The sequence below is a fragment of the Streptomyces sp. NPDC053076 genome (assembly GCF_044546845.1).
In the GTDB taxonomy this organism is placed as follows: domain Bacteria; phylum Actinomycetota; class Actinomycetes; order Streptomycetales; family Streptomycetaceae; genus Streptomyces.
On sequence record NZ_JBITZL010000004.1, the window covers coordinates 568,682 to 586,744 of the forward strand.

Here is an 18,063-nt window from a genome sequence, read left to right on the forward strand (position 1 = left end):
AGGTGCGCACCTCGAAGTTCGCTGTCGATCCGTCAGGCCCTCGGGTTCGCGGGCCCGCCGTGGCCCCCCGTGATCGTGGGCCCACACCTATGCAACTTACTCACCGCTTACGCGGTTCCCGATTCCGGCCGGGAACAAGGCAGGATTGTGGCCATGTCCAACACTCCCATGGCAGCGAGCCCGCTCACCCGGGCCGTACTCGAGATCGACGAGTACGTCTCCGGCCTCGGCTGGGACCAGCCCGCTCGCCTCTTCGCCCTCGTAGACACCGCACAGCTGCGGGCTCAGGAACCTTCGCTCGCGGCTCAGCTGGGCCTCCAGGACGAGTCCGAGACCGTAGGTCTCACCCCGATCGAGCAGGACGAGATCCCGTCCGGCGACCCGCTGGACGAGTTCCTCGGCACCATCGCCTGGCCCGACGCGGTCACCGGCTGCGCGCTCACGGTGGAGCGTCTGATGCTGCCGCCGTCCGCCGAGGCCCAGGTCCCCTCCGGTCTGAACGAGGCCGGGCTGGCCCAGTGGGTGGCCCAGCATCCTGAGCGCCAGGAGGTCCGTATGACGGTGGCCGTGCTGCGCGACGGCAGCCGCGACGCGGCGCTGCGGCTGCGCGAGAAGGACTCCCCGACGGAGGTCCTGACCGGCCCCGACCTGGTGCCGGGCCTGGCGGACGCCCTGGCGGCGACGTTCGCGGACTGATCCCGTCCGCCGCGGTACGGCGATGGGGGCGCCCCTGCTGTTCAGGGAGCGCCCCCAGCCGTTTCCCGGCCGCTCAGCCCTTGGCGGTGCACTTCGGCAGGGCGGCGGTGTCCCCGCCGCGGATGTCCTTGAGCGCGTCGAGCGCGTCGCCGATGGTCTTGACCTTGACCAGGGTGAGCCCGCTCGGGGTGTCCTTGGCGGCCGCCGCACAGTTGTCGGCGGGGGTCAGGAAGTACCGGGCGCCCTTGTCGCGCGCGCCGACGGTCTTCATCTCGATGCCGCCGATCGGACCGACCGTGCCGTTGTCGTCGATGGTGCCGGTGCCGGCGACGAACGTGCCGCCGGTGAGGTTGCCCGGCGTGAGCTTGTCGTAGATGCCGAGGGCGAACATCAGGCCGGCGCTCGGTCCTCCGACGTCGGCGAGCTTGATGTCGATGGTGAACGGGAAGGTGTGGTCGGTCCCGGCGGAGATGCCGACGATGGCCCGCTCGGCGCCGCTGTCGTCGGAGGTCGCGGTCCTGATCGTGATCTTCTGCGTCCTGGTCGCCGTCTTGTGGGCCTTCTCGTCGGCGGCCTGGTCCTTGGCGGGAACGACCGTGAAGACGACGTTCTGACCGGGCTTGTGCTTGGTCACCAGCTTGGCGACGTCGGCCGGCTGCTTCACCGCCGTGCCGTCGACTGCCTTGATCACGTCGCCGGCGTGCAGCCTGCCCTCGGCCGGGGAGTCCTTGACGACGGTGGAGACGATCACCCAGGACTTCACCGGGACGCCCAGCTCCTTCAGGGCGGCGACCTTGGCGCTCTCCTGGGACTGGCTGAACTCCTCGGCGTTCTCCTGGGTGGACTGCTGCTCGGTCTTGCCGTCCGGGTAGAGCGTGTCGTGCGGAACGATCTTGCTGTCGTGCGCCAGCCAGCCGTAGACCGCCTCGACGAGGTTCATCCGGTAGTCGGCGCTGGTGACCCGGACGGTGGTCATGTTCAGATGGCCGTCCGCCGGATAGGTCTTGCGCCCGGCGATCTGCAGCACCGGCTCGCCGTCGTGCTGCCCGAGCGTGTTCACGGTCGGGCCGGGGGACATCTCCGCGTACGGCACGGGGATGAGCACTCCCGCGCACAGGAGCGCGATCAGCATCAGGGTCGAGGCGAGCATCGTCGCGGTGCGGCGTGGCATGGCACGACAGTACGGGACGCGTCTGTCAGCGCACCGTCAGGGCACCCCCGTCACGCGCCGCGCGCACTCGAGCGCGGCTTCTCCATGGCCTCGCGGAAACGGGCGTACCCGTCCAGCTCAGGACCGTCGCTGCGCACCTTGCGGGTCCGATTGGCCCAACTGCCCCACAGCCCGCCGCCGACCGCGGCCACGAGCGGGATCAGCAGCCAGACAAGCACCCCCATGCCGGCCTCCCATACGCCAAGAGTGTCCGCAACTGACTGATCAGCAGATTAACCATCTGCACGGACAACGCTCACGCGAGGGTGCCGGTTACGCAACCGGAGGGGAGTGTGCGCCGGACGTGGCGGCAAGCGGGGAATCAGCAGGCGCCGACCCACTCCTCGGTGCCGTCCGAGAACCTCTGGTGCTTCCAGATGGGCACCTCGTGCTTGAGGTCGTCGATCAGCTTGCGGCAGGCGTCGAACGCCTCCGCGCGATGCGGACAGGCCACGGCGACGACGACGGCGAGGTCCCCGATCCGGAGGTCGCCCACCCGGTGGACGGCGGCCAGCGCCCGCACGGGGTGGTCCGCGACGACCTTCTCGGCGATCCGCCGCATCTCGGCCTCGGCGCTGGGGTGGCACGAATATCCCAGCTCGTCCACGTCGGCGCCCCCGTCGTGGTTGCGCACGGTCCCCACGAACAGCGCGATGCCCCCGGCCGCGTCGTCCCCGACGGCCCGGAACACCTCGTCGACGGAGAGCGGGGTCTCCCGGACGCCGATCAGCTTGATGGGATCCTCAGCAGCCCGCTCACCGGGGTGCTCGTTCGTGTGCGCCATACGCCCATCGTGCCGCACGCCCGGGACAGCGGGGAATACGAGTTTCACCAGTCACGCTCGCGCCGCGCCTTGGAGGCTCCTACAGCGGCCTTCGAGCCGACCGGGCGGAGCCCCTTGCCTCAGACGCGCCGCCGCGCCTTCCGGGCCCGGCGCACGACAGCCGCCGCGCCCAGCAGGGCCACCGTCGCCCCCGCCGCCCCGGCCGCCGTCGCATCCTTGCGCCCGAGCCGCCGTCCGGCCACCGTGTGCCGCCCGGACACCTCCTCCAGCAGCTTCGCGAGCACCTCCTCGTTGGTCCACCTCGGGCGCCACCCGGCGTCGTGCAGCCGGCTCCCGCTGACCACCCAGGGGTACATCGTGTACGCCAGATCCCCCGCCGGGGACGGAGTGAGCCCGATCCGGTGCAACCGGGCCGCCGCGCCGAGCGCGACCGCCGACGGCAGCTCCATCCGCCGGATCCCGCTCAGCTCCTCGACCTCCTCCTGCTCCAGCCACCCGTCGCAGCCGACGACCAGCTCCCCGTCGACCCGTTCCAGGACGGCGTACTCCAGGGCGCTGCACAGGTCCTCGACGTGGCAGAACTGCCACGCGGGCCGCGAGCCGGCCACGACGAGCAGCCGCGGTGACTCGAAATACCTGGTCAACGCGGTGTCCGTGCCTCCGACCAGGACCGCCGGCCGCACCACGGTGACGTTCAGCCCCGGATGCGCGCGCGGGGCCCGGCGCGCGAGCCGCTCGATCTCCAGCAGATCCCCCACGCCCGTGGCCTCGGCGGTGGCACGCAGCTCGGCGTCCTCCGACAGGGGCAGCTCATTGTCCGGCAGCGCGCCGTAGACCATCGCCGAGGTGCACAGCACGACCCGGTGCACCCCGGCCGCCGCCGCGGCCGTCAGGACGGTCTGGGTCCCCCGGACGTTGTAAGCGGTGCGCGCCGCGGGATCGGTCTCCAGATCGAGGTCGAGCGCGAGGTGGACCACCACGTCGGCGCCCCGCAGTTTGTCCGCGATCGCCGGGTCCCGCACGTCGAGGATGTGCCACTGCGCGTCGGCGCACTCGCCCCGCCGCTCGTCGATGGCGACGACCTGTTTGATCTCCGCGGACGCGGCGAGCCGCTCGGTGAGCAGGGCACCGACCCCGCCGGCGGCGCCGGTCACCGCGACGACGGGCCCGCGCCCGGCGGTCGTCTCGCCGACGCGCAACGCCGTCGTCGAGGGGCCGCGGTCGGGCGACGAGCGGGTTGAGGGGTTTCGCGCTGCGCGAACCTGCGGATCTGGGGAACTCACCGGGCGTCTCCAGCGGTTGTCTTCAGTACGCGCGCGAGTGACGCGTACGTACCAGGTGCATCCATCCTGCCGCAGGGCTTCCGCAGGCGAAGCACCGAGGCCCGATCGGGCCCGGGTGTCTACGCTGGTGGTGTTGTCGGGCAGCCGCGCCGCCGGAGTGAGACCGGTGGCCTTACCAGCCGAGGATTCCCGTGAGTGACACCCCATTCGGTTTCGGCCTTCCGCCGGAGGAGCCGGAAGACGGCGACGAGGGCAAGAAGAAGGACCAGCAGAGCGGTGGTGGGCAGGGACCGGCCAATCCGTTCGGTTTCGGCGACCTGCCCGGAGCCGGCGGCTTTGGCGGCCCCGGCGCCGACAACCCGCTCGCAGCCATGTTCGGTTCGCTGAACCCCACCGACCTGGGTGCCGCGTTCCAGCAGCTGGGACAGATGCTCTCGTACGAGGGCGGCCCGGTGAACTGGGACATGGCCAAGCAGATCGCCCGCCAGACGGTCGCCCAGGGCACCCCGGACGGCACGAAGGACGCCAGCGTCGGCCCGGCCGAGCGCAAGGCGGTGGAGGAGGCCGTCCGCCTGGCCGACCTGTGGCTGGACGACGCGACGTCCCTGCCGTCGGGCTCCGCCTCGACGGTGGCCTGGTCGCGCGCGGAGTGGGTCGAGGCGACCCTGCCCGCCTGGCAGGAGCTGGTCGACCCGGTCGCCGAGCGGGTCGGCGCGGCCATGGGTGACGTCCTGCCGGAGGAGATGCAGGCCATGGCGGGCCCGCTGATCGGCATGATGCGCTCGATGGGCGGGGCCATGTTCGGCACGCAGATCGGCCAGGCCGTGGGCGTGCTGGCGGGCGAGGTCGTCGGCTCGACCGACATCGGCCTGCCGCTGGGCCCGGCCCGCAAGGCCGCGCTGCTCCCGGCCAACGTGGAGGCGTTCGGCAAGGACCTGAGCGTGCCGCAGGAGGAGGTGCGGCTGTACCTGGCCCTGCGCGAGGCGGCCCACCAGCGTCTGTTCGCGCACGTGCCGTGGCTGCGCTCGCACCTGTTCGGCGCGGTCGACGGCTACGCGCGCGGGATCAAGGTCGACACGGCCAAGCTGGAGGACGTGGTCGGCCAGTTCGATCCGCAGAACCCCGAGCAGTTGCAGGACGCGCTCCAGCAGGGCATGTTCCAGCCGGAGGACACGCCGGAGCAGAAGGCCGCCCTGGCCCGTCTGGAGACCGCGCTGGCGCTCGTGGAGGGCTGGGTGGACGCGGTGGTCCACGCCGCCGCGAAGCCGCGTCTGTCGTCCGCCGACGCCCTGCGCGAGACGCTGCGCCGCCGCCGCGCGACCGGCGGCCCGGCGGAGCAGACGTTCGCCACGCTGATCGGCCTGCAACTGCGCCCGCGCCGGCTGCGCGACGCCTCCCGCCTGTGGGCCTCGCTCACGGACGCGCGCGGGGTCGACGGCCGGGACGGCCTGTGGGCCCATCCGGACATGCTGCCGACCGCGACCGACCTGGACGATCCGGACGGCTTCGTCCACCGCGAGCAGATGGACTTCTCCGAGCTGGACAAGATGCTCGGCGAGGCGGCGGACGGTCGGGACAGCAAGCCTGACCTGCGCAAGAAGGACGACGAAGCCGAGGGCGACGACACCGAGTGAGCCTGTACGACGACGCGGTCCTCGTCCTGAAGGGGTACGAGGGCCAGGAGGAGCTGCGCCAGTCCTACCTGGACCATCTGGCGGCCCATCCGGACGGGATGTGGAAGGCGTGCCAGGCGGGCCATCTCACGGCCAGCGCCCTGGTGATCGATCCCGGGCACGGCCGGGTGCTGCTGACGCTGCACAGGAAGCTGCGGATGTGGCTCCAGATGGGCGGCCACTGCGAGCCGGGCGACCCCACGCTTCGGGCGGCGGCCCTGCGCGAGGCGACCGAGGAGTCCGGCATCGCCGGGCTGACGCCGCTGCCCGGCGGCCCCGTGCGGCTGGACCGGCACCCCATCCCGGCGCCCTGCCACTGGCACTTCGACGTCCAGTACGCGGTCCTGGCCCCGCCCGGCGCGGTGCAGGAGATCAGTGACGAGTCGCTCGACCTGCGCTGGTACGCCTACGACGAGGTGGCGGGCGTGGCGGACGAGTCGGTCGTACGCCTTCTGGAGGCCACGCGCGCCAGGCTCTGACCGGGTGACCGGCTCCGACCGGGTCCGGGCAAGGGGTGGCCGCACGCGCGGTCACCCCTTGTGGGTCGCCCGTCGTGGCTCAGCTCCAGACGTTGCCCTGGTTCTGGCCGCGCGCTCCCTGCTGCCCCATGCCGAACTGGGCGGCGACGCCCTGTCCGATCACCGCGTTCTGCGGCGGCAGCAGCTCGCTGGGCTGCACGAGCGCGAACCCGGAGCCCATGAAGCTCAGCTCCCAGCCCTCACCGGTGCTGCCGCGCCGCCGCCACACGCCGGAGGAGTGCGTCTGGGCCTGCATCTGCACGCGCAGCCCGGTGGACCAGGCGACGATGGCGTCGGCGTCGCAGTTGACGTACCTGTCGGGCGTAACCTGCATCAGCAGCGGAGCGCCCGAGGTCATCAGGGCGACCTTGCCGCGCCCGGTGATGTTGAGCTGGTACTTCCCGGAGCCGGAGATGCCGTAGAGGCTGTCGACGGCGATGACCTCGTGGTGCAGCGAGGAGTCCATGGCGAGGACGTAGGAGCTGTCGACGGTCAGGCCGTCCTGCTCGACGTCCATGACGTGCACGTGCTGGGCGAGGTTGGCGAGGTAGACGGTGCCCTGGCCGTGACAGCGCATCAGGTCCAGGCCCTCGCCGGTACGGGCACGCGCGCGTGCCTGGCCGTTGCTGCGGTACTCGGCGTCGAACTCGACCAGGCCCTGGTAGGCGACCATGGTGCCCTTGCGGGCGAGGATGTCGTCGTGGCCCTCCAGGGTGATCCGGAGCATCTGCTTGTTCTGCAGGCTCCAGCGCTCCTGGGTCTGGAGGTCGTTGTGGGCGAAAAGCGGGCTCTGCATGATGTTCTGGCTCCCCCTCAGCCCCGGAACCGCAGGCGGTCGGTGCTGTCCTCGCTGGGCTGGACGACGACGATGCCCTGTCCGGAGAAGGCCATCTGGTAGGCCTCGCCGCTGCCCCGGCCGATCAGCGACTGCGCCTTGAAGCTGCGCTTGCCCTTCACCTTCAGGTTCGGCGACCAGGCGACGAGCGCGTCCGGGTCGACGTAGGTCTCGTCCTCACCGCCCCCGCAGTCCACGACGATCGGCTTGCCCCGGGAGGTCAGCGCGACCCAGCCCTGGCCGGAGATCTTGGTGTTCCACAGGCCCTGCCCGGCGAACTTCGCGAGCCCCTTCACACGCTCCACGCCCCAGCTGAGGTGGGCGTCGAAGGCGAGCAGATTGGTGGCGTTGACGGAGATGCCGTCGCCGTTGAGGTTGATCACGACGACGTCGGCGCCGTAGTCGGCGAGGTAGAGCAGGCCGTCGCCGGAGCACTTCATCAGCGGGGCGCCCTCGCCGGTGACCCAGTCCCGGGCGATCTGACGGACGGCCGGCGGGTTGGGTTCGTACTGGATGAAGCCTTCGTAGGCGACCATCGACCCCACGCGCGCGAGAAGGTCGTTCCCGGTCTGCAGGGCGACCTTCAGCATGTGGCTGCCGTGGTTCTCCATGCGGGCGGTGACGGGTGCGGGGGCATAGCCCGCGAGCGGCTGGTTCATGACGGGCTCCCTCAGACCTCGTACGGCTGGACGACGATGAAGTTGCCGGGCGCGCCCCGGAACTGGAGGTTGACGCTCTCACCGGTGTCGCCCGGGTAGGCGTTGCGGCGCATGCGGACCTGGCTGGAGACGATCACCTGGGAGGCGGCCGACCAGGCGACGACGGCGTTGCAGTCGGCGAAGGTGGTCGGTGTGACCGGCAGCACGACGGGCGTGCCGTGCGTCTTGACGACGATCGTGCCGGTGCCCTGGAACTGCATGGTGAACAGCGCGCCGCCGGGGATCCCGTGGCCCTCGATGCGGCGGACCTCGTACTGGAGGCTCTCGTCGAAGGCGAGGACGTTCTCCGCGGACACGCAGAGCGCGTCGCCCTGGAGCTCGACGGGGTGCAGGTGGGTGGAGTTCTCGGCGAGGAACACCTGGCCCTGGCCGGTGCAGCGCATCAGCTGCATCTCCTGGCCGGTGGCGTTGCCGACGATCCGGCCCGCGAACCCGGCGCCCTTGTAGCCGAAGTCGACCTTGCCCTGGTAGAGCACCATGCTGCCCTGCCGGGCCAGCACCGGCTGGCCGCCGACGCCGAGGTCGACGCGGATCAGCTTCTTGTTCTGCTGCGTCCAGCGCTGGCCGGTCGGCGTCTCCTTGAACGCGTGGAGCGCGGCCGTCACCCCGGCACCGCCCTGGGCAGCGCCCTGCGGCACCCCGTAGGCGGCGGGGGCCTGGCCGTAGCCCGGGGGCATGGGCGGGGTCGGCCGGCCGCCGTAGGACGGCGGCTGCTGGCCGTACCCGGGAGGCATCGACGCGCCGGGCTGGCCGCCGTGCGACGGCTGCTGGGGCGGCTGGCCGTAGGGCGCGGGTGCCGGGGCCGGCGGCGCGGCCGGCGGCGGGACGGTGCCGCCGGCGGGCGGGGCCATGGGCGCGATGACCGTCGGCGCGCCGTGCACGTTGGGCGCGGGTGCCGGGGCCGGGGGCGGAGTGTGGCCGGGCGGCGGGGCGAAGCCCTGCGGTGCGGGAGCGGGCTGAGGTGCCGGGGCGGGCGCGGGGGCGGGCGGGGCACCGAACGCGGGCTGCGGCGCGGCCTGGGCGGGCGGGGCGAAGCCGGGGGCGGCGCCGGGCTGCGGCTGCTGCGGGGCGGCAGGCGCCTCCTCGTCCAGCACCTCACCGCCGAAGTTCTTCAGCAGCGCCTCCAGACCGCCGTCGAAGCCCTGTCCGACCGCGGCGAACCGCCACCCGTCCTTGAAGTAGAAGTCGCCGAGCATCACGGCCCGCTCGGTGGAGAACTCCGAGCCGTCGAAGGAGTACCGCGCGACCTCCTCGCCGCCCGCCACGATGCGCAGGTAGCCCGGGGCGACCTGCGACATCTGCCCGGCGCCGTCGATGGTCGCCGTGAAGGCCAGCTTCCGGATCTGCGACGGGATCCGGTCGAGCGTGACCCGGAAGGACTCCGTGTCGCCCGCCTGGGTCCCCAGCAGCTGGATGGACTCCTCCGGACTCTTCGGCTGGTTGAAGAAGATGAAGTACCGGTCGTCCGACAGGCGCTCGTCGGCGTCCAGACCGAAGCAGCTGATGTCGAAGGTCAGTCCCGGGGCGGAGATCTGCACGCCTACGTACAGATCGGTGCCCGTCGTCAGGTCACTGATCCTGGCCTTGTGGCCGCGTTGGAATTCCCTGGCCATGCGTTACGACCGTCCCCCATCCCGAATGCGAGTGCGTCGCGCCAGGCTAACGGCAAAGACCGGCAACGAACCCCGAGGGTCGTGGTCGGTACAGAGCCGGTACACAACCGCGCCCGGCCGCTCACACAGGAGGTGCGGGGACGCTCAGGCGTCACGCTCGCCGCGCGCGCCCGATATGTGCGGCAGCCGTTCGGCGGCGACCACGCCTTCGAGGTAGCCGCGGGCCCGCTCGGTGCGCGGATACGCGTCCAGCAGTCGCCAGAAGTCGGGGCCGTGGCCGGGGACCAGCAGGTGCGCCAGCTCGTGACAGAGCACGTAGTCGATGACGTACTCCGGCATCCCTTGCAGGCGGTGCGAGAGCCGGATGCTGCCCTCGGCCGGGGTGCACGAACCCCATCGGGTGTTCTGATTGGTGACCCAGCGCACGGAGGCGGGCCGGGCCCGGCCGTCGAAGTACTGGGCCGACAGCCGCTCGGCACGCCCGGTCAGCTCGGCGTCGCCCAGCACTCGCCTGCTCTCCTGGGCGGCGAGTTTGTCGAGCATGACGGTCACCCAGCGCTGCTCCTCCGCCTTCGACATCCGGGCGGGGATCAGCACGACGGTGCGATCGCCCTCGCGGTACGCGGAGACCGTGCGGCGGCGCCGGGCACTCCTGCGGACCTCGATCGCGCTCGCCCCCGAGCCGCCGGGCGGCTGGCTCGTCGTGCTGCGCTGTGGTTTACCGGCGCTGTGCAGTGGGTCGGCGGGCACGCCCCGACGTTACCCGGTGAGCAGGGACAAAGTCCCGGCTCCGGGACGGTTCACCGGTGATCCCCCACCATGTGTCTGATTCGTACGACCGATCCGTTGGTCCGACTTGTACCGTTTCTCAATCCGGTTCGGGTGGGGCATGTTCCCGATTTGTACGACGAATCCCTCAGCCTGTGGACAACTTTCGACGCCCGGCGCCCGGGCCGGGCATGCTGGCAGTCACCGGCGGAACGCGACCGGGTTCCATCGACGGACACCTGGGATGTACCGGGCTTACCGGACGTCTCGATCCGGTGTGCCGGACGTCTCAACGGATACGGGGGTGGGTCATGCATCCGATGGTGAAGCCCGCACTGCGGCGCGGCTGGCGCGATCCCGGCACGGTGCAGTTCGGGATGACCCCGGCGCACGCGCTGACGCTGGGCCCGGTCGACGCGGCCACGGACAGCCTCCTGAGCCTGCTCGACGGCACCCGCGGGCTGCCGCTGCTGCGCGAGGAGGGGCGCCGCGCGAAGGTGCCGGACGGTCGTGTCGACGCGCTGGTGGAGCGGCTGGCCGGTGCCGGCCTCGTCGACGACGCCCGCGGCGGCGGACCGGCCGCGGACGCGCTGCGGGAGAGGACGCAGGTCCTGGAGCGGCTGCGCCCCGACCTCGCCTCGCTGTCCCTGATCACACCCGAGCCGGGCGGTGCGCCGGCCCGGCTGGCGGCCCGGCGCGCGCTGCGGGTGCGGGTGCGGGGAGCGGGCCGGGTCGGCGCCCTGCTGGCGTCGGTGCTGTCGGGCGCCGGCGTCGGCGAGGTCGACGTGCACGACGTGGGCCGTGTGGAGCCGTGGGACGTGGCGCCGGGCGGGCTGACCACCGAGTCGCTCGGTGACCGCCGGGATGCGGCGGCGCGGGCCGCCGTCCGCCGCGCGGCCCCCGACCGTCCGCCCCGCCACGCCCATTCCCCGGGGTCCGGCACCGCGGATCCCGGCCTCTCCCTGGTGATCTTCGCGCCCCGGGACGACGTAGCGGTGCACGCACCTGATCCGCTCATCGCCGAACCGCTCCTGGCCGCCGGCACGCCTCACCTGTACGCCGGTGTCGTGGAGGGCACGGGCGTCGTCGGTCCGCTCGTGCTGCCCGGCGAGACGGGCTGCGCCGGCTGCCTGGACCGGGACCGCACCGACCGGGATCCGGTCTGGCCCCGGCTGGTCACCCAGTGGCGCTCCGGCCGGACGCGCCGGGTCGGGGCCTGTGATCTGACACTGGCCACGGCGGTCGCCGGTCTCGCGGCGGCACATGCCCTGGCCTTCCTCGACGGGGAGTCACCGTCCGGCGCGGGAGCTCGCTGGGAGGTGTCCCTACCCGGTCTGAACTGGCACGCCCGCCCGATCCGGCCGCATCCCGGCTGCGGCTGCGGGGCGGCGGAGAGAGATAAAGGGGAGCACTCCCCTACGAGCGGGGAACCGCGCGAGACAATGGCGGTGCAACGGCCGCCGACGGAGCGACGACGCGAAGCAGGCGCGGCACGGCCGGCTGGGACTTGGAGGGCGCATGTCTGATCTTCCCCGGAAGGCGGTCACCCGTACCGCGAAGCTCGCAGCGCTCCCGCTCGGCATCGCCGGCCGGGCGACCTGGGGGCTGGGCAAGCGGATCGTGGGCGAGTCCGCGGAGATCGTCGGCCGCGAGCTGCAACAGCGTACGGCGGAGCAGCTGTTCAAGGTGCTCGGCGAGCTGAAGGGCGGCGCGATGAAGTTCGGGCAGGCCCTGTCCGTCTTCGAGTCGGCGCTGCCGGAGGAGATCGCCGGCCCCTACCGCGCGGCCCTGACCAAGCTCCAGGAGGCGGCCCCGCCGATGCCGACCCGCACCGTGCACGGGGTGCTCCAGGAGCGGCTGGGACCGGACTGGCGCGATCTTTTCGAGGAGTTCGAGGACAAGCCGGCCGCCGCGGCCTCGATCGGCCAGGTGCACCGGGCGGTGTGGCACGACGGCCGTGAGGTCGCGGTCAAGGTGCAGTATCCGGGCGCCGGCGAGGCCCTGCTCTCCGACCTCGGCCAGCTGAGCCGATTCGCCCGGCTGTTGGGGCCGCTCATCCCGGGCATGGACATCAAGCCGCTGATCACGGAGCTGAGGGACCGCGTCTCCGAGGAGCTGGACTACGGTCTGGAGGCCCAGGCCCAGACCGCGCACGCGGAGGAGTTCGCGGACGATCCGGACGTGGTCGTGCCGGCGGTGGTGCACCAGTGCGATCAGGTCCTGGTGACCGAGTGGATAGACGGCATCCCGCTGTCCGAGATCATCGCGGGCGGCACCCAGGAACAGCGTGACCGGGCCGGTCAGCTCCTGACCCGCTTCCTCTTCTCGGGCCCGGCCCGCACGGGCCTGCTGCACGCCGACCCGCACCCGGGCAACTTCCGTCTGCTGCCCGGTGGCCCCGACGGTGAGGACGACTGGCGCCTCGGCGTCCTGGACTTCGGCACGGTCGACCGGCTCCCCGGCGGGCTGCCGACCCCGATCGGCGACTCCCTGCGGATGACCCTGGACGGCGAAGCGGAGTTGGTCTACGAGCTGCTCTGCGCCGAGGGGTTCGTGAAGGAGACCATCGAGCTGGACCCGGACGCGGTCCTCGACTACCTGCTGCCGATCATCGAGCCGGCCCGGGTGGAGGCGTTCACCTTCACCCGCTCCTGGATGCGCAGCCAGGCAGCCCGCGTCGCCGACCCCCGCTCCCCCGCCTACCAGCTGGGCAAGCGGCTCAACCTGCCGCCGGCCTATCTGCTGATACACCGGGTGACCCTGAGCACGATCGGGGTCCTGTGCCAGCTGGGCGCGACGGTACGGATGCGGGAGGAACTGGAGGAATGGCTGCCGGGCTTCGTCACCGACGTGGCCGAGGAGGACACCGGCGAGGAGCAACCGGCGGCGGGTGCCTGACCCGGCGCTCACCGCCAGGGGCCGGACGGCCCCCCGGCCTCCCGCCCCGCCCCGGTCAGGCGGTTCCGGAACCGCGGCTCCCCGGCCTCCCGCCCCCGCCCCCGCCCCCGGGTCAGGCGGTTCCGGAACCGGTCGGCCGACGGTGTCCGCAGTCGATCTCGTTTCCGTGGACATCGGTGACATATCCGATGCTGCTGTTGATGTGGACCGTCACCGAACCCGGCCGGTGGTCGACCTCGAAGGGCTCGTGGCCCAGAGCCGTCCCGGACCACAGATGCTCTTCCCCCGGCGAGCCGACCGTCCAGACGATGAAGGTCTCGCCGGGCAGCAGCCAGTGATCGCTACCGTACGGCTCAAGAGTCAGCTCCAGCAGGTCCTCGCCCTCGTTGCTGACCCGAAGACGCCCCACCGGCGGATCCTGTGCTGCCCCCACCACTGCCCCTCTCCCCCCGAGCCCGGCCCGGCCCTGTCACCACCAGGCCGAGTCGAGCCGCCCCTCGATCGCCCGGAGGTTCTCCCGGGAGCAGGCGTCACAGAAGTACTCCCGGACGCCATTCTCCACGGAGCACGTCCAGGTGGCAGGCGGGGGACCGTCGGCGGGGATGCCGCAGCGGGCGCACACGACGCGGCGGCGCTCCGCGGTGGAGCCGCCCTGATCAGTTCCTCCGGGAAGACTCGTCACTCGGCGACGATAACCCCGCCGGCGGCGGATCGCCGTGCGCAACGCACCGCGGGGGCCGGTCCGTTCGGCCGGACCGGCCCCCGCGGAGAGGCTTCGCCTCCCTGGTCCGGGGGGCCACAGCCGCTCAGGTGTGTTCGTTACTGCATGACGGCCATGGCGAGCGCGCGACGGGCACGCAGCGAGGCACGCTCGGCCCGGCGCTGCATCCGCTGGGCTACCGCCAGGCGCATGGCCCGGCGTTCGTGCACGGCCTCATGGAGCCGCTCGTGCATATGCGCACGAGCCAGGGCTTCTTGCATGAGTTGCATCTCTCGGTTCCTGTTCTGACGCGCTTCGGTCGCGCCGGTGGTGGTGAAGTCTGGGATCGCGGAGCCGGCGGGCTCGCTGGTGGACGGCTTCATCGGGGCCTGCTTCTTGGGGTCGTGCGTGAGGGGGCGATCGATCGTTCCTGCGGTGTTCATGCCATGACCGGGTTCTTGCGCGGGCGACCACGGGGCCGCTTCCGGGCGACGACGACACCCTGGACGAACAGCTCGCCACCCCAGACACCCCAGGGCTCACGCCGCTCCTTGGCGCCGGCGAGGCATGCCTCCATCAACGGGCAGGTGCGGCAGAGGGACTTGGCGTACTCCACGTCCGCGGGCGACTCGGCGAAGAAGACCTCCGGGTCGTAGGAACGGCAGGGGACGGGTACGCCGAGGTTCTCGATGGCTGCGTCGAGAGCGGTGAGCGCGGTGAGGGGGGTCAAGGCGGAGTCCTCCGTGAGGCCGGGCGGCGGGATCGTTTGTGAAGGCGGTACGGACGGGGCGTGCGCTTCGAGTTGCACGATTGGTCTTCCTCGTCTGGTCGTTCCGGCCGGTTGACCGGGTGGCGGCTTGGTACCGGGTTCTATTCCTGTCCCGAGGCCCCTTCGCTCCGTCGGCCCCGTTCGGGGCAAACAGAAGGGCCGCGGATCCCGGGTGGGGTTCCGCGGCCCTGAAGGCGCCGGCCTGATCGGCGATCAGGCTGGATCACTCCAGGGTTCTGGCCCACGGAAGGCCCACATCAGGTGGTGCTGCGTCGTCTGCTTCCGGAATCCGGCACCGGCCGCCGCAAAGGCATAGGCATGTGCCTGTGCCGCTACCGCTTCCCGTGCCGTGGTCGGTCGCTCATTGCGCTCACGGATGGGAAGACCCGCGAGGGCAACGGAGGACGCCGGACGCACGGCACGGATGCCGGACAGACCGGTGCCCTGGTTCGAGGCGCCGAGCATGCACAGGGAGACGGTCGAGCGATCGGTCAGTTTGGCCGTGCTGGTGGTGTTGATGTTGATGCTGATCACTGAACTCGCCTCCTCTCGGCGTCTTGAGGACTGGGGTGAACCAGTCCGTTCGGATACGCAAGTACAACACGGAACCGGGGCCTTGGAGAAGGCCGCTGCTTCCGTGCCTAGAACCTATGGGGATTGCCGGGGCATGCGCAAACTATTTTTTCGACGAGTTCGCATCAGTCGTTCCCGTCAACCCCTCCAGGCTCCTGGCCTGCACAGATGGCCAGAACGTCGGCTCCGTAGCTGCGCAGCTTGCGGCTGAGGACGCCGGGGACGCGGGCCAGCTCGGCGGAGCTGTCCGGGCACGTCTCGGCGATGGCCATCAGGGTCCGGTCGGTGAAGACGCAGAAGTCCGGCTGACCACTGCGCTCGGCCTGGGCCGCCCGCCACTCCCGGAGCCGCTCGTAGAGCCCCTCGTCCATGTCCGAGGGGCAGTCCGCACAGCGCATCAGCTTCATCTCGCCCGCGTCGGTGAGCGTGCGACCGCAGACCCGGCAGCGGGCCGGAGTGCGCTGGGCGCGCCGGGGAACCGCGGTGGGGCTCGCGGTGAACCCGCGCTCGACGCCTCCGCCCGCGGCGGACCCGGTGCGACCGACGGTGGGGGTGGTGCCGGGGCGCAGGCCGTCCAGGAAGCGGCTCGGCCTGCGGCTGGGGCGCCCGCCGGGTGAGCGGGACAGGGCCCAGGAGACATGGAGGCGTTCGCGGCCCCGGGTCACGCCGACGTAGAGCAGGCGGCGCTCCTCCTCGATCTGCTCGTCGGTCCGGGCGTAGGTGATGGGCAGCATGCCCTCGGCCACGCCGACCAGGAAGACGACGTCCCACTCCAGGCCCTTGGCTGCGTGCAGGGAAGCGAGGGTGACGCCCTGGACGGTCGGGGCGTGCTGGGCGTTCGCCCGCTCGTCCAGTTCCGCGACGAAGTCGGCGAGGGTGACTCCTGGTCTGGCGGCGGCGAGGTCGTGGGCGAGGCCGACCAGTGCGGCCAGGGACTCCCAGCGTTCCCGGACGGCGCCGGAGCCGGCCGGGGGCGCGCTGGTCCAGCCCTCGCCGGAGAGGACGGCACGCACCTGCGAGGGCAGGTCCACCACGTCGTCCAGGAGGGAGTCGTTGCCGCCGAACCGGGCCGCGCCGCGCAGGGCGATGCCGGCCTTGCGGATCTCGGGCCGGTCGAAGAAGCGCTCGGCTCCGCGCAGCTGGTAGGGCACCCCGACGTCGGCGAGTGCCTGCTCGTACGTCTCGGACTGGGAGTTCGTGCGGAACAGCACGGCGATCTCGGCGGCCGGGACGCCCGCGTCGATCAGCTCACGGATACGCCGGGCGGCACCCTCGGCCTCGGCGGGCTCGTCGGTGTACTCGATGTACACGGGCTCGGGCCCCGGGGGGCGCTGGGAGACGAGTTCCAGCCGGTGGTCGGCGGCGCGGCCCCGGGCCTGGGCGAGCAGTCCATTGGCGAGGCGGACCACCTGAGGGGTCGAGCGGTAGTCCCGGATGAGCTTGACGACCGTGGCGCCGGGGTGCCGGGCACGGAAGTCGAGCAGATGGTCGGGCGTTGCGCCCGTGAATGAATAGATGGTCTGGCTGGCGTCACCGACGACACACAGGTTGTCCCGGTCGCCGAGCCACAGGTCCAGCAGCCGCTGCTGCAGGGGGCTGACGTCCTGGTACTCGTCCACGACGAAGTGCTGGTACTGCGCGCGGACCTGTTCGGCGATGTCGTGCCGGTCCTGGAGGACGGCGACCGTCAGCAGCAGGACGTCCTCGAAGTCGATGACCGCGCGGTCGCGCTTGAGGTCCTCGTAAGCCGCGTAGAGGTGGGCGATCTCCGCCGGGTCACGGGGGGTTTCACGACCGGCCTTCGCAGCCGCGTACGGATAGTCGGCGGGGACGGTCTGGGTGACCTTGGACCATTCGATCTCGGCGGTCACATCCCGCAACTCGTTCCGGTCGAGGCGGGTGCCGAGGGCGGCGGCCGCGTCGGCGACGAGCTGGATCTTGCGATCGACGAGCCTGGGAATGGAGCCACCGATCGCTTTCGGCCAGAAGTACTGGAGCTGGCGCAGGGCGGCGGAGTGGAAGGTGCGGGCCTGGACGCCCTGGGCGCCGAGCTGGCGCAGCCGGCCGCGCATCTCTCCCGCGGCGCGGTTGGTGAAGGTGACGGCGAGCACGCTGGACGGCTGCAGGATGCCGGCTCGGACGCCGTAGGCGATGCGGTGGGTGATCGCACGGGTCTTGCCCGTGCCCGCTCCGGCCAGCACGCACACCGGGCCGTGCAGGGCGGTGGCCACCTCACGCTGCTCGGGGTCAAGCCCTTCGAGCACCGCGTCGGCCGTCTCCGGTACCTGCGGGAAAAGGGTGGAGTGCGTTGCTGCTGTCACACAGCCATGCTGCCAGGTCGCCCGGGACGGCTGTGCCGGTTGTCCACAGGCAGGGGCTCGCAGTCGTATGAATGCGGCAGGCGTCACAGCGTGGGGAGGCCAGGAGGGTGACACCCGGACCGGGAACGGCGGGCCGGCAGCAGGCAAGGTGGGTGACGTCCGGACCAGGAATGGCGGCCCGGCAGCAGGCAAGGTGGGTGATGTCCGGACCGGGAATGGCGGGTCGACCGCTTACGTTCTCCCCCCGGACGAACTTTTCCGAGCAGCATGAGGAGAGCGAGAGACATGTCGGGCACTGTGACGATGTACAGCACCACGTGGTGCGGCTACTGCCGGCGGCTGAAGAGCCAGCTCGACCGGGAGGGCATCGCGTACAGCGAGATCAACATCGAGCAGGACCCCGAGTCCGCCGCCTTCGTGGAGAAGGCGAACGGCGGGAACCAGACGGTCCCGACGGTTCGGGTCGTTCCCACCGACGGTGGTACGGAGATCGTCATGACGAACCCGAGCCTCGCCCAGGTGAAGCAGGCTCTCGCGGTCTGAGACTCCCCGGCGCCGCCCCCTCCGGTCGAGGTCACCGGAGGGGGCGGCGCCGCGTGTACGGGAGCCGACGGCCAGGCTGCCCCGGTCCGGGCGGCGCTGCATGTACGGGAGCCGACGGCCGGGCTGCCCCGGTCCGGGCTGCTCGTACGCGGCGGCCTCG

20 protein-coding genes are annotated in these 18,063 nt (G+C 71.7%); 6 read left to right on the plus strand and 14 right to left on the minus strand.

The genetic code is table 11. The features are described from left to right. Positions 1–153: 153 nt before the first annotated feature. On the plus strand, positions 154–696 hold the full coding sequence (locus ACIGYR_RS19965; RefSeq protein WP_399597743.1) for a PPA1309 family protein: 543 nt from the start codon (positions 154–156) through the stop codon (positions 694–696). A 73-nt stretch (positions 697–769) separates the two neighbouring features. Here the strand turns inward: ACIGYR_RS19965 and ACIGYR_RS19970 are convergent, their stop codons facing one another. The 4 genes from ACIGYR_RS19970 to ACIGYR_RS19985 form a co-directional block, all read right to left on the minus strand. After that, entirely contained in the window at positions 770–1,867 is a 1,098-nt protein-coding gene (locus tag ACIGYR_RS19970) for a PDZ domain-containing protein (RefSeq protein WP_399597740.1), read from the minus strand. Between the two features lie 50 nt (positions 1,868–1,917). Further along, positions 1,918–2,091, minus strand: a complete 174-nt coding sequence (locus tag ACIGYR_RS19975) for a hypothetical protein (RefSeq protein ID WP_399597737.1) — start codon at positions 2,089–2,091, stop codon at positions 1,918–1,920. A 137-nt stretch (positions 2,092–2,228) separates the two neighbouring features. Next, on the minus strand, positions 2,229–2,690 hold the full coding sequence (locus tag ACIGYR_RS19980; RefSeq protein ID WP_391840586.1) for a molybdenum cofactor biosynthesis protein MoaE: 462 nt from the start codon (positions 2,688–2,690) through the stop codon (positions 2,229–2,231). A 119-nt stretch (positions 2,691–2,809) separates the two neighbouring features. Further along, positions 2,810–3,973: an SDR family oxidoreductase gene (locus tag ACIGYR_RS19985; RefSeq protein WP_399597734.1), complete on the minus strand. Its 1,164-nt coding sequence runs from the start codon at positions 3,971–3,973 to the stop codon at positions 2,810–2,812. A gap of 191 nt (positions 3,974–4,164) precedes the next feature. Between ACIGYR_RS19985 and ACIGYR_RS19990 the strand changes: the two genes are divergently transcribed. Together ACIGYR_RS19990 and ACIGYR_RS19995 are read left to right on the plus strand one after the other, a co-directional pair. Further along, entirely contained in the window at positions 4,165–5,607 is a 1,443-nt protein-coding gene (locus ACIGYR_RS19990; protein ID WP_399597731.1) for a zinc-dependent metalloprotease, read from the plus strand. After that, positions 5,604–6,125 (plus strand): NUDIX hydrolase, encoded by a 522-nt coding sequence (locus tag ACIGYR_RS19995; RefSeq protein WP_399597728.1) that lies wholly within the window; start codon positions 5,604–5,606, stop codon positions 6,123–6,125. The genes ACIGYR_RS19990 and ACIGYR_RS19995 overlap by 4 nt, the downstream gene beginning before the upstream one ends. 79 nt (positions 6,126–6,204) lie before the next feature. Here ACIGYR_RS19995 and ACIGYR_RS20000 read toward each other — a convergent pair whose 3' ends face one another. From ACIGYR_RS20000 to ACIGYR_RS20015, 4 genes are all read right to left on the minus strand, one after another. Further along, a complete protein-coding gene (locus tag ACIGYR_RS20000; RefSeq protein WP_391840581.1) occupies positions 6,205–6,960 on the minus strand; it encodes an AIM24 family protein in 756 nt (251 codons plus the stop codon). A 17-nt stretch (positions 6,961–6,977) separates the two neighbouring features. Further along, positions 6,978–7,658, minus strand: coding sequence for an AIM24 family protein (locus tag ACIGYR_RS20005; RefSeq protein WP_391840580.1), 681 nt, complete (start codon positions 7,656–7,658; stop codon positions 6,978–6,980). 11 nt (positions 7,659–7,669) lie between these two features. Beyond that, positions 7,670–9,331, minus strand: coding sequence for a TerD family protein (locus ACIGYR_RS20010; RefSeq protein WP_399597725.1), 1,662 nt, complete (start codon positions 9,329–9,331; stop codon positions 7,670–7,672). A gap of 144 nt (positions 9,332–9,475) precedes the next feature. Continuing rightward, positions 9,476–10,081: a M48 family metallopeptidase gene (locus tag ACIGYR_RS20015; RefSeq protein WP_399597722.1), complete on the minus strand. Its 606-nt coding sequence runs from the start codon at positions 10,079–10,081 to the stop codon at positions 9,476–9,478. 329 nt (positions 10,082–10,410) lie between these two features. On the opposite strand from ACIGYR_RS20015, the gene ACIGYR_RS20020 reads away from it, so the two are divergent. Both ACIGYR_RS20020 and ACIGYR_RS20025 read left to right on the plus strand, forming a co-directional pair. Further along, the gene (locus ACIGYR_RS20020) at positions 10,411–11,625 is read left to right on the plus strand and encodes a TOMM precursor leader peptide-binding protein (protein ID WP_399597720.1); all 1,215 of its coding nucleotides are present in this window, start codon (positions 10,411–10,413) and stop codon (positions 11,623–11,625) included. Continuing rightward, positions 11,618–12,997, plus strand: a complete 1,380-nt coding sequence (locus ACIGYR_RS20025; protein WP_399597717.1) for an ABC1 kinase family protein — start codon at positions 11,618–11,620, stop codon at positions 12,995–12,997. The genes ACIGYR_RS20020 and ACIGYR_RS20025 overlap by 8 nt, the downstream gene beginning before the upstream one ends. Positions 12,998–13,109: 112 nt before the next feature. On the opposite strand, the gene ACIGYR_RS20030 is transcribed toward ACIGYR_RS20025, so the two are convergent. From ACIGYR_RS20030 to ACIGYR_RS20055, 6 genes are all read right to left on the minus strand, one after another. After that, positions 13,110–13,406, minus strand: coding sequence for a hypothetical protein (locus tag ACIGYR_RS20030; protein WP_399597714.1), 297 nt, complete (start codon positions 13,404–13,406; stop codon positions 13,110–13,112). A 60-nt stretch (positions 13,407–13,466) separates the two neighbouring features. Then, positions 13,467–13,679, minus strand: a complete 213-nt coding sequence (locus ACIGYR_RS20035; RefSeq protein WP_391840572.1) for a hypothetical protein — start codon at positions 13,677–13,679, stop codon at positions 13,467–13,469. 137 nt (positions 13,680–13,816) lie between these two features. Beyond that, positions 13,817–14,140 carry a hypothetical protein gene (locus ACIGYR_RS20040; protein WP_399597710.1) on the minus strand — a complete coding sequence of 108 codons (324 nt, stop codon included), beginning with the start codon at positions 14,138–14,140 and terminating at the stop codon, positions 13,817–13,819. Further along, entirely contained in the window at positions 14,137–14,505 is a 369-nt protein-coding gene (locus tag ACIGYR_RS20045; protein ID WP_391840569.1) for a WhiB family transcriptional regulator, read from the minus strand. Before ACIGYR_RS20045 ends, ACIGYR_RS20040 begins: the two co-directional genes overlap by 4 nt. Positions 14,506–14,679: 174 nt before the next feature. Next, positions 14,680–15,000, minus strand: a complete 321-nt coding sequence (locus ACIGYR_RS20050; RefSeq protein WP_391840567.1) for a hypothetical protein — start codon at positions 14,998–15,000, stop codon at positions 14,680–14,682. 164 nt (positions 15,001–15,164) lie between these two features. Next, positions 15,165–17,360: an ATP-dependent DNA helicase UvrD2 gene (locus ACIGYR_RS20055; protein ID WP_391840565.1), complete on the minus strand. Its 2,196-nt coding sequence runs from the start codon at positions 17,358–17,360 to the stop codon at positions 15,165–15,167. A gap of 285 nt (positions 17,361–17,645) precedes the next feature. Here ACIGYR_RS20055 and ACIGYR_RS20060 point away from each other — a divergent pair, with 285 nt between their 5' ends. Continuing rightward, the gene (locus ACIGYR_RS20060; RefSeq protein ID WP_391840563.1) at positions 17,646–17,903 is read left to right on the plus strand and encodes a mycoredoxin; all 258 of its coding nucleotides are present in this window, start codon (positions 17,646–17,648) and stop codon (positions 17,901–17,903) included. Positions 17,904–18,063 lie beyond the last annotated feature (160 nt).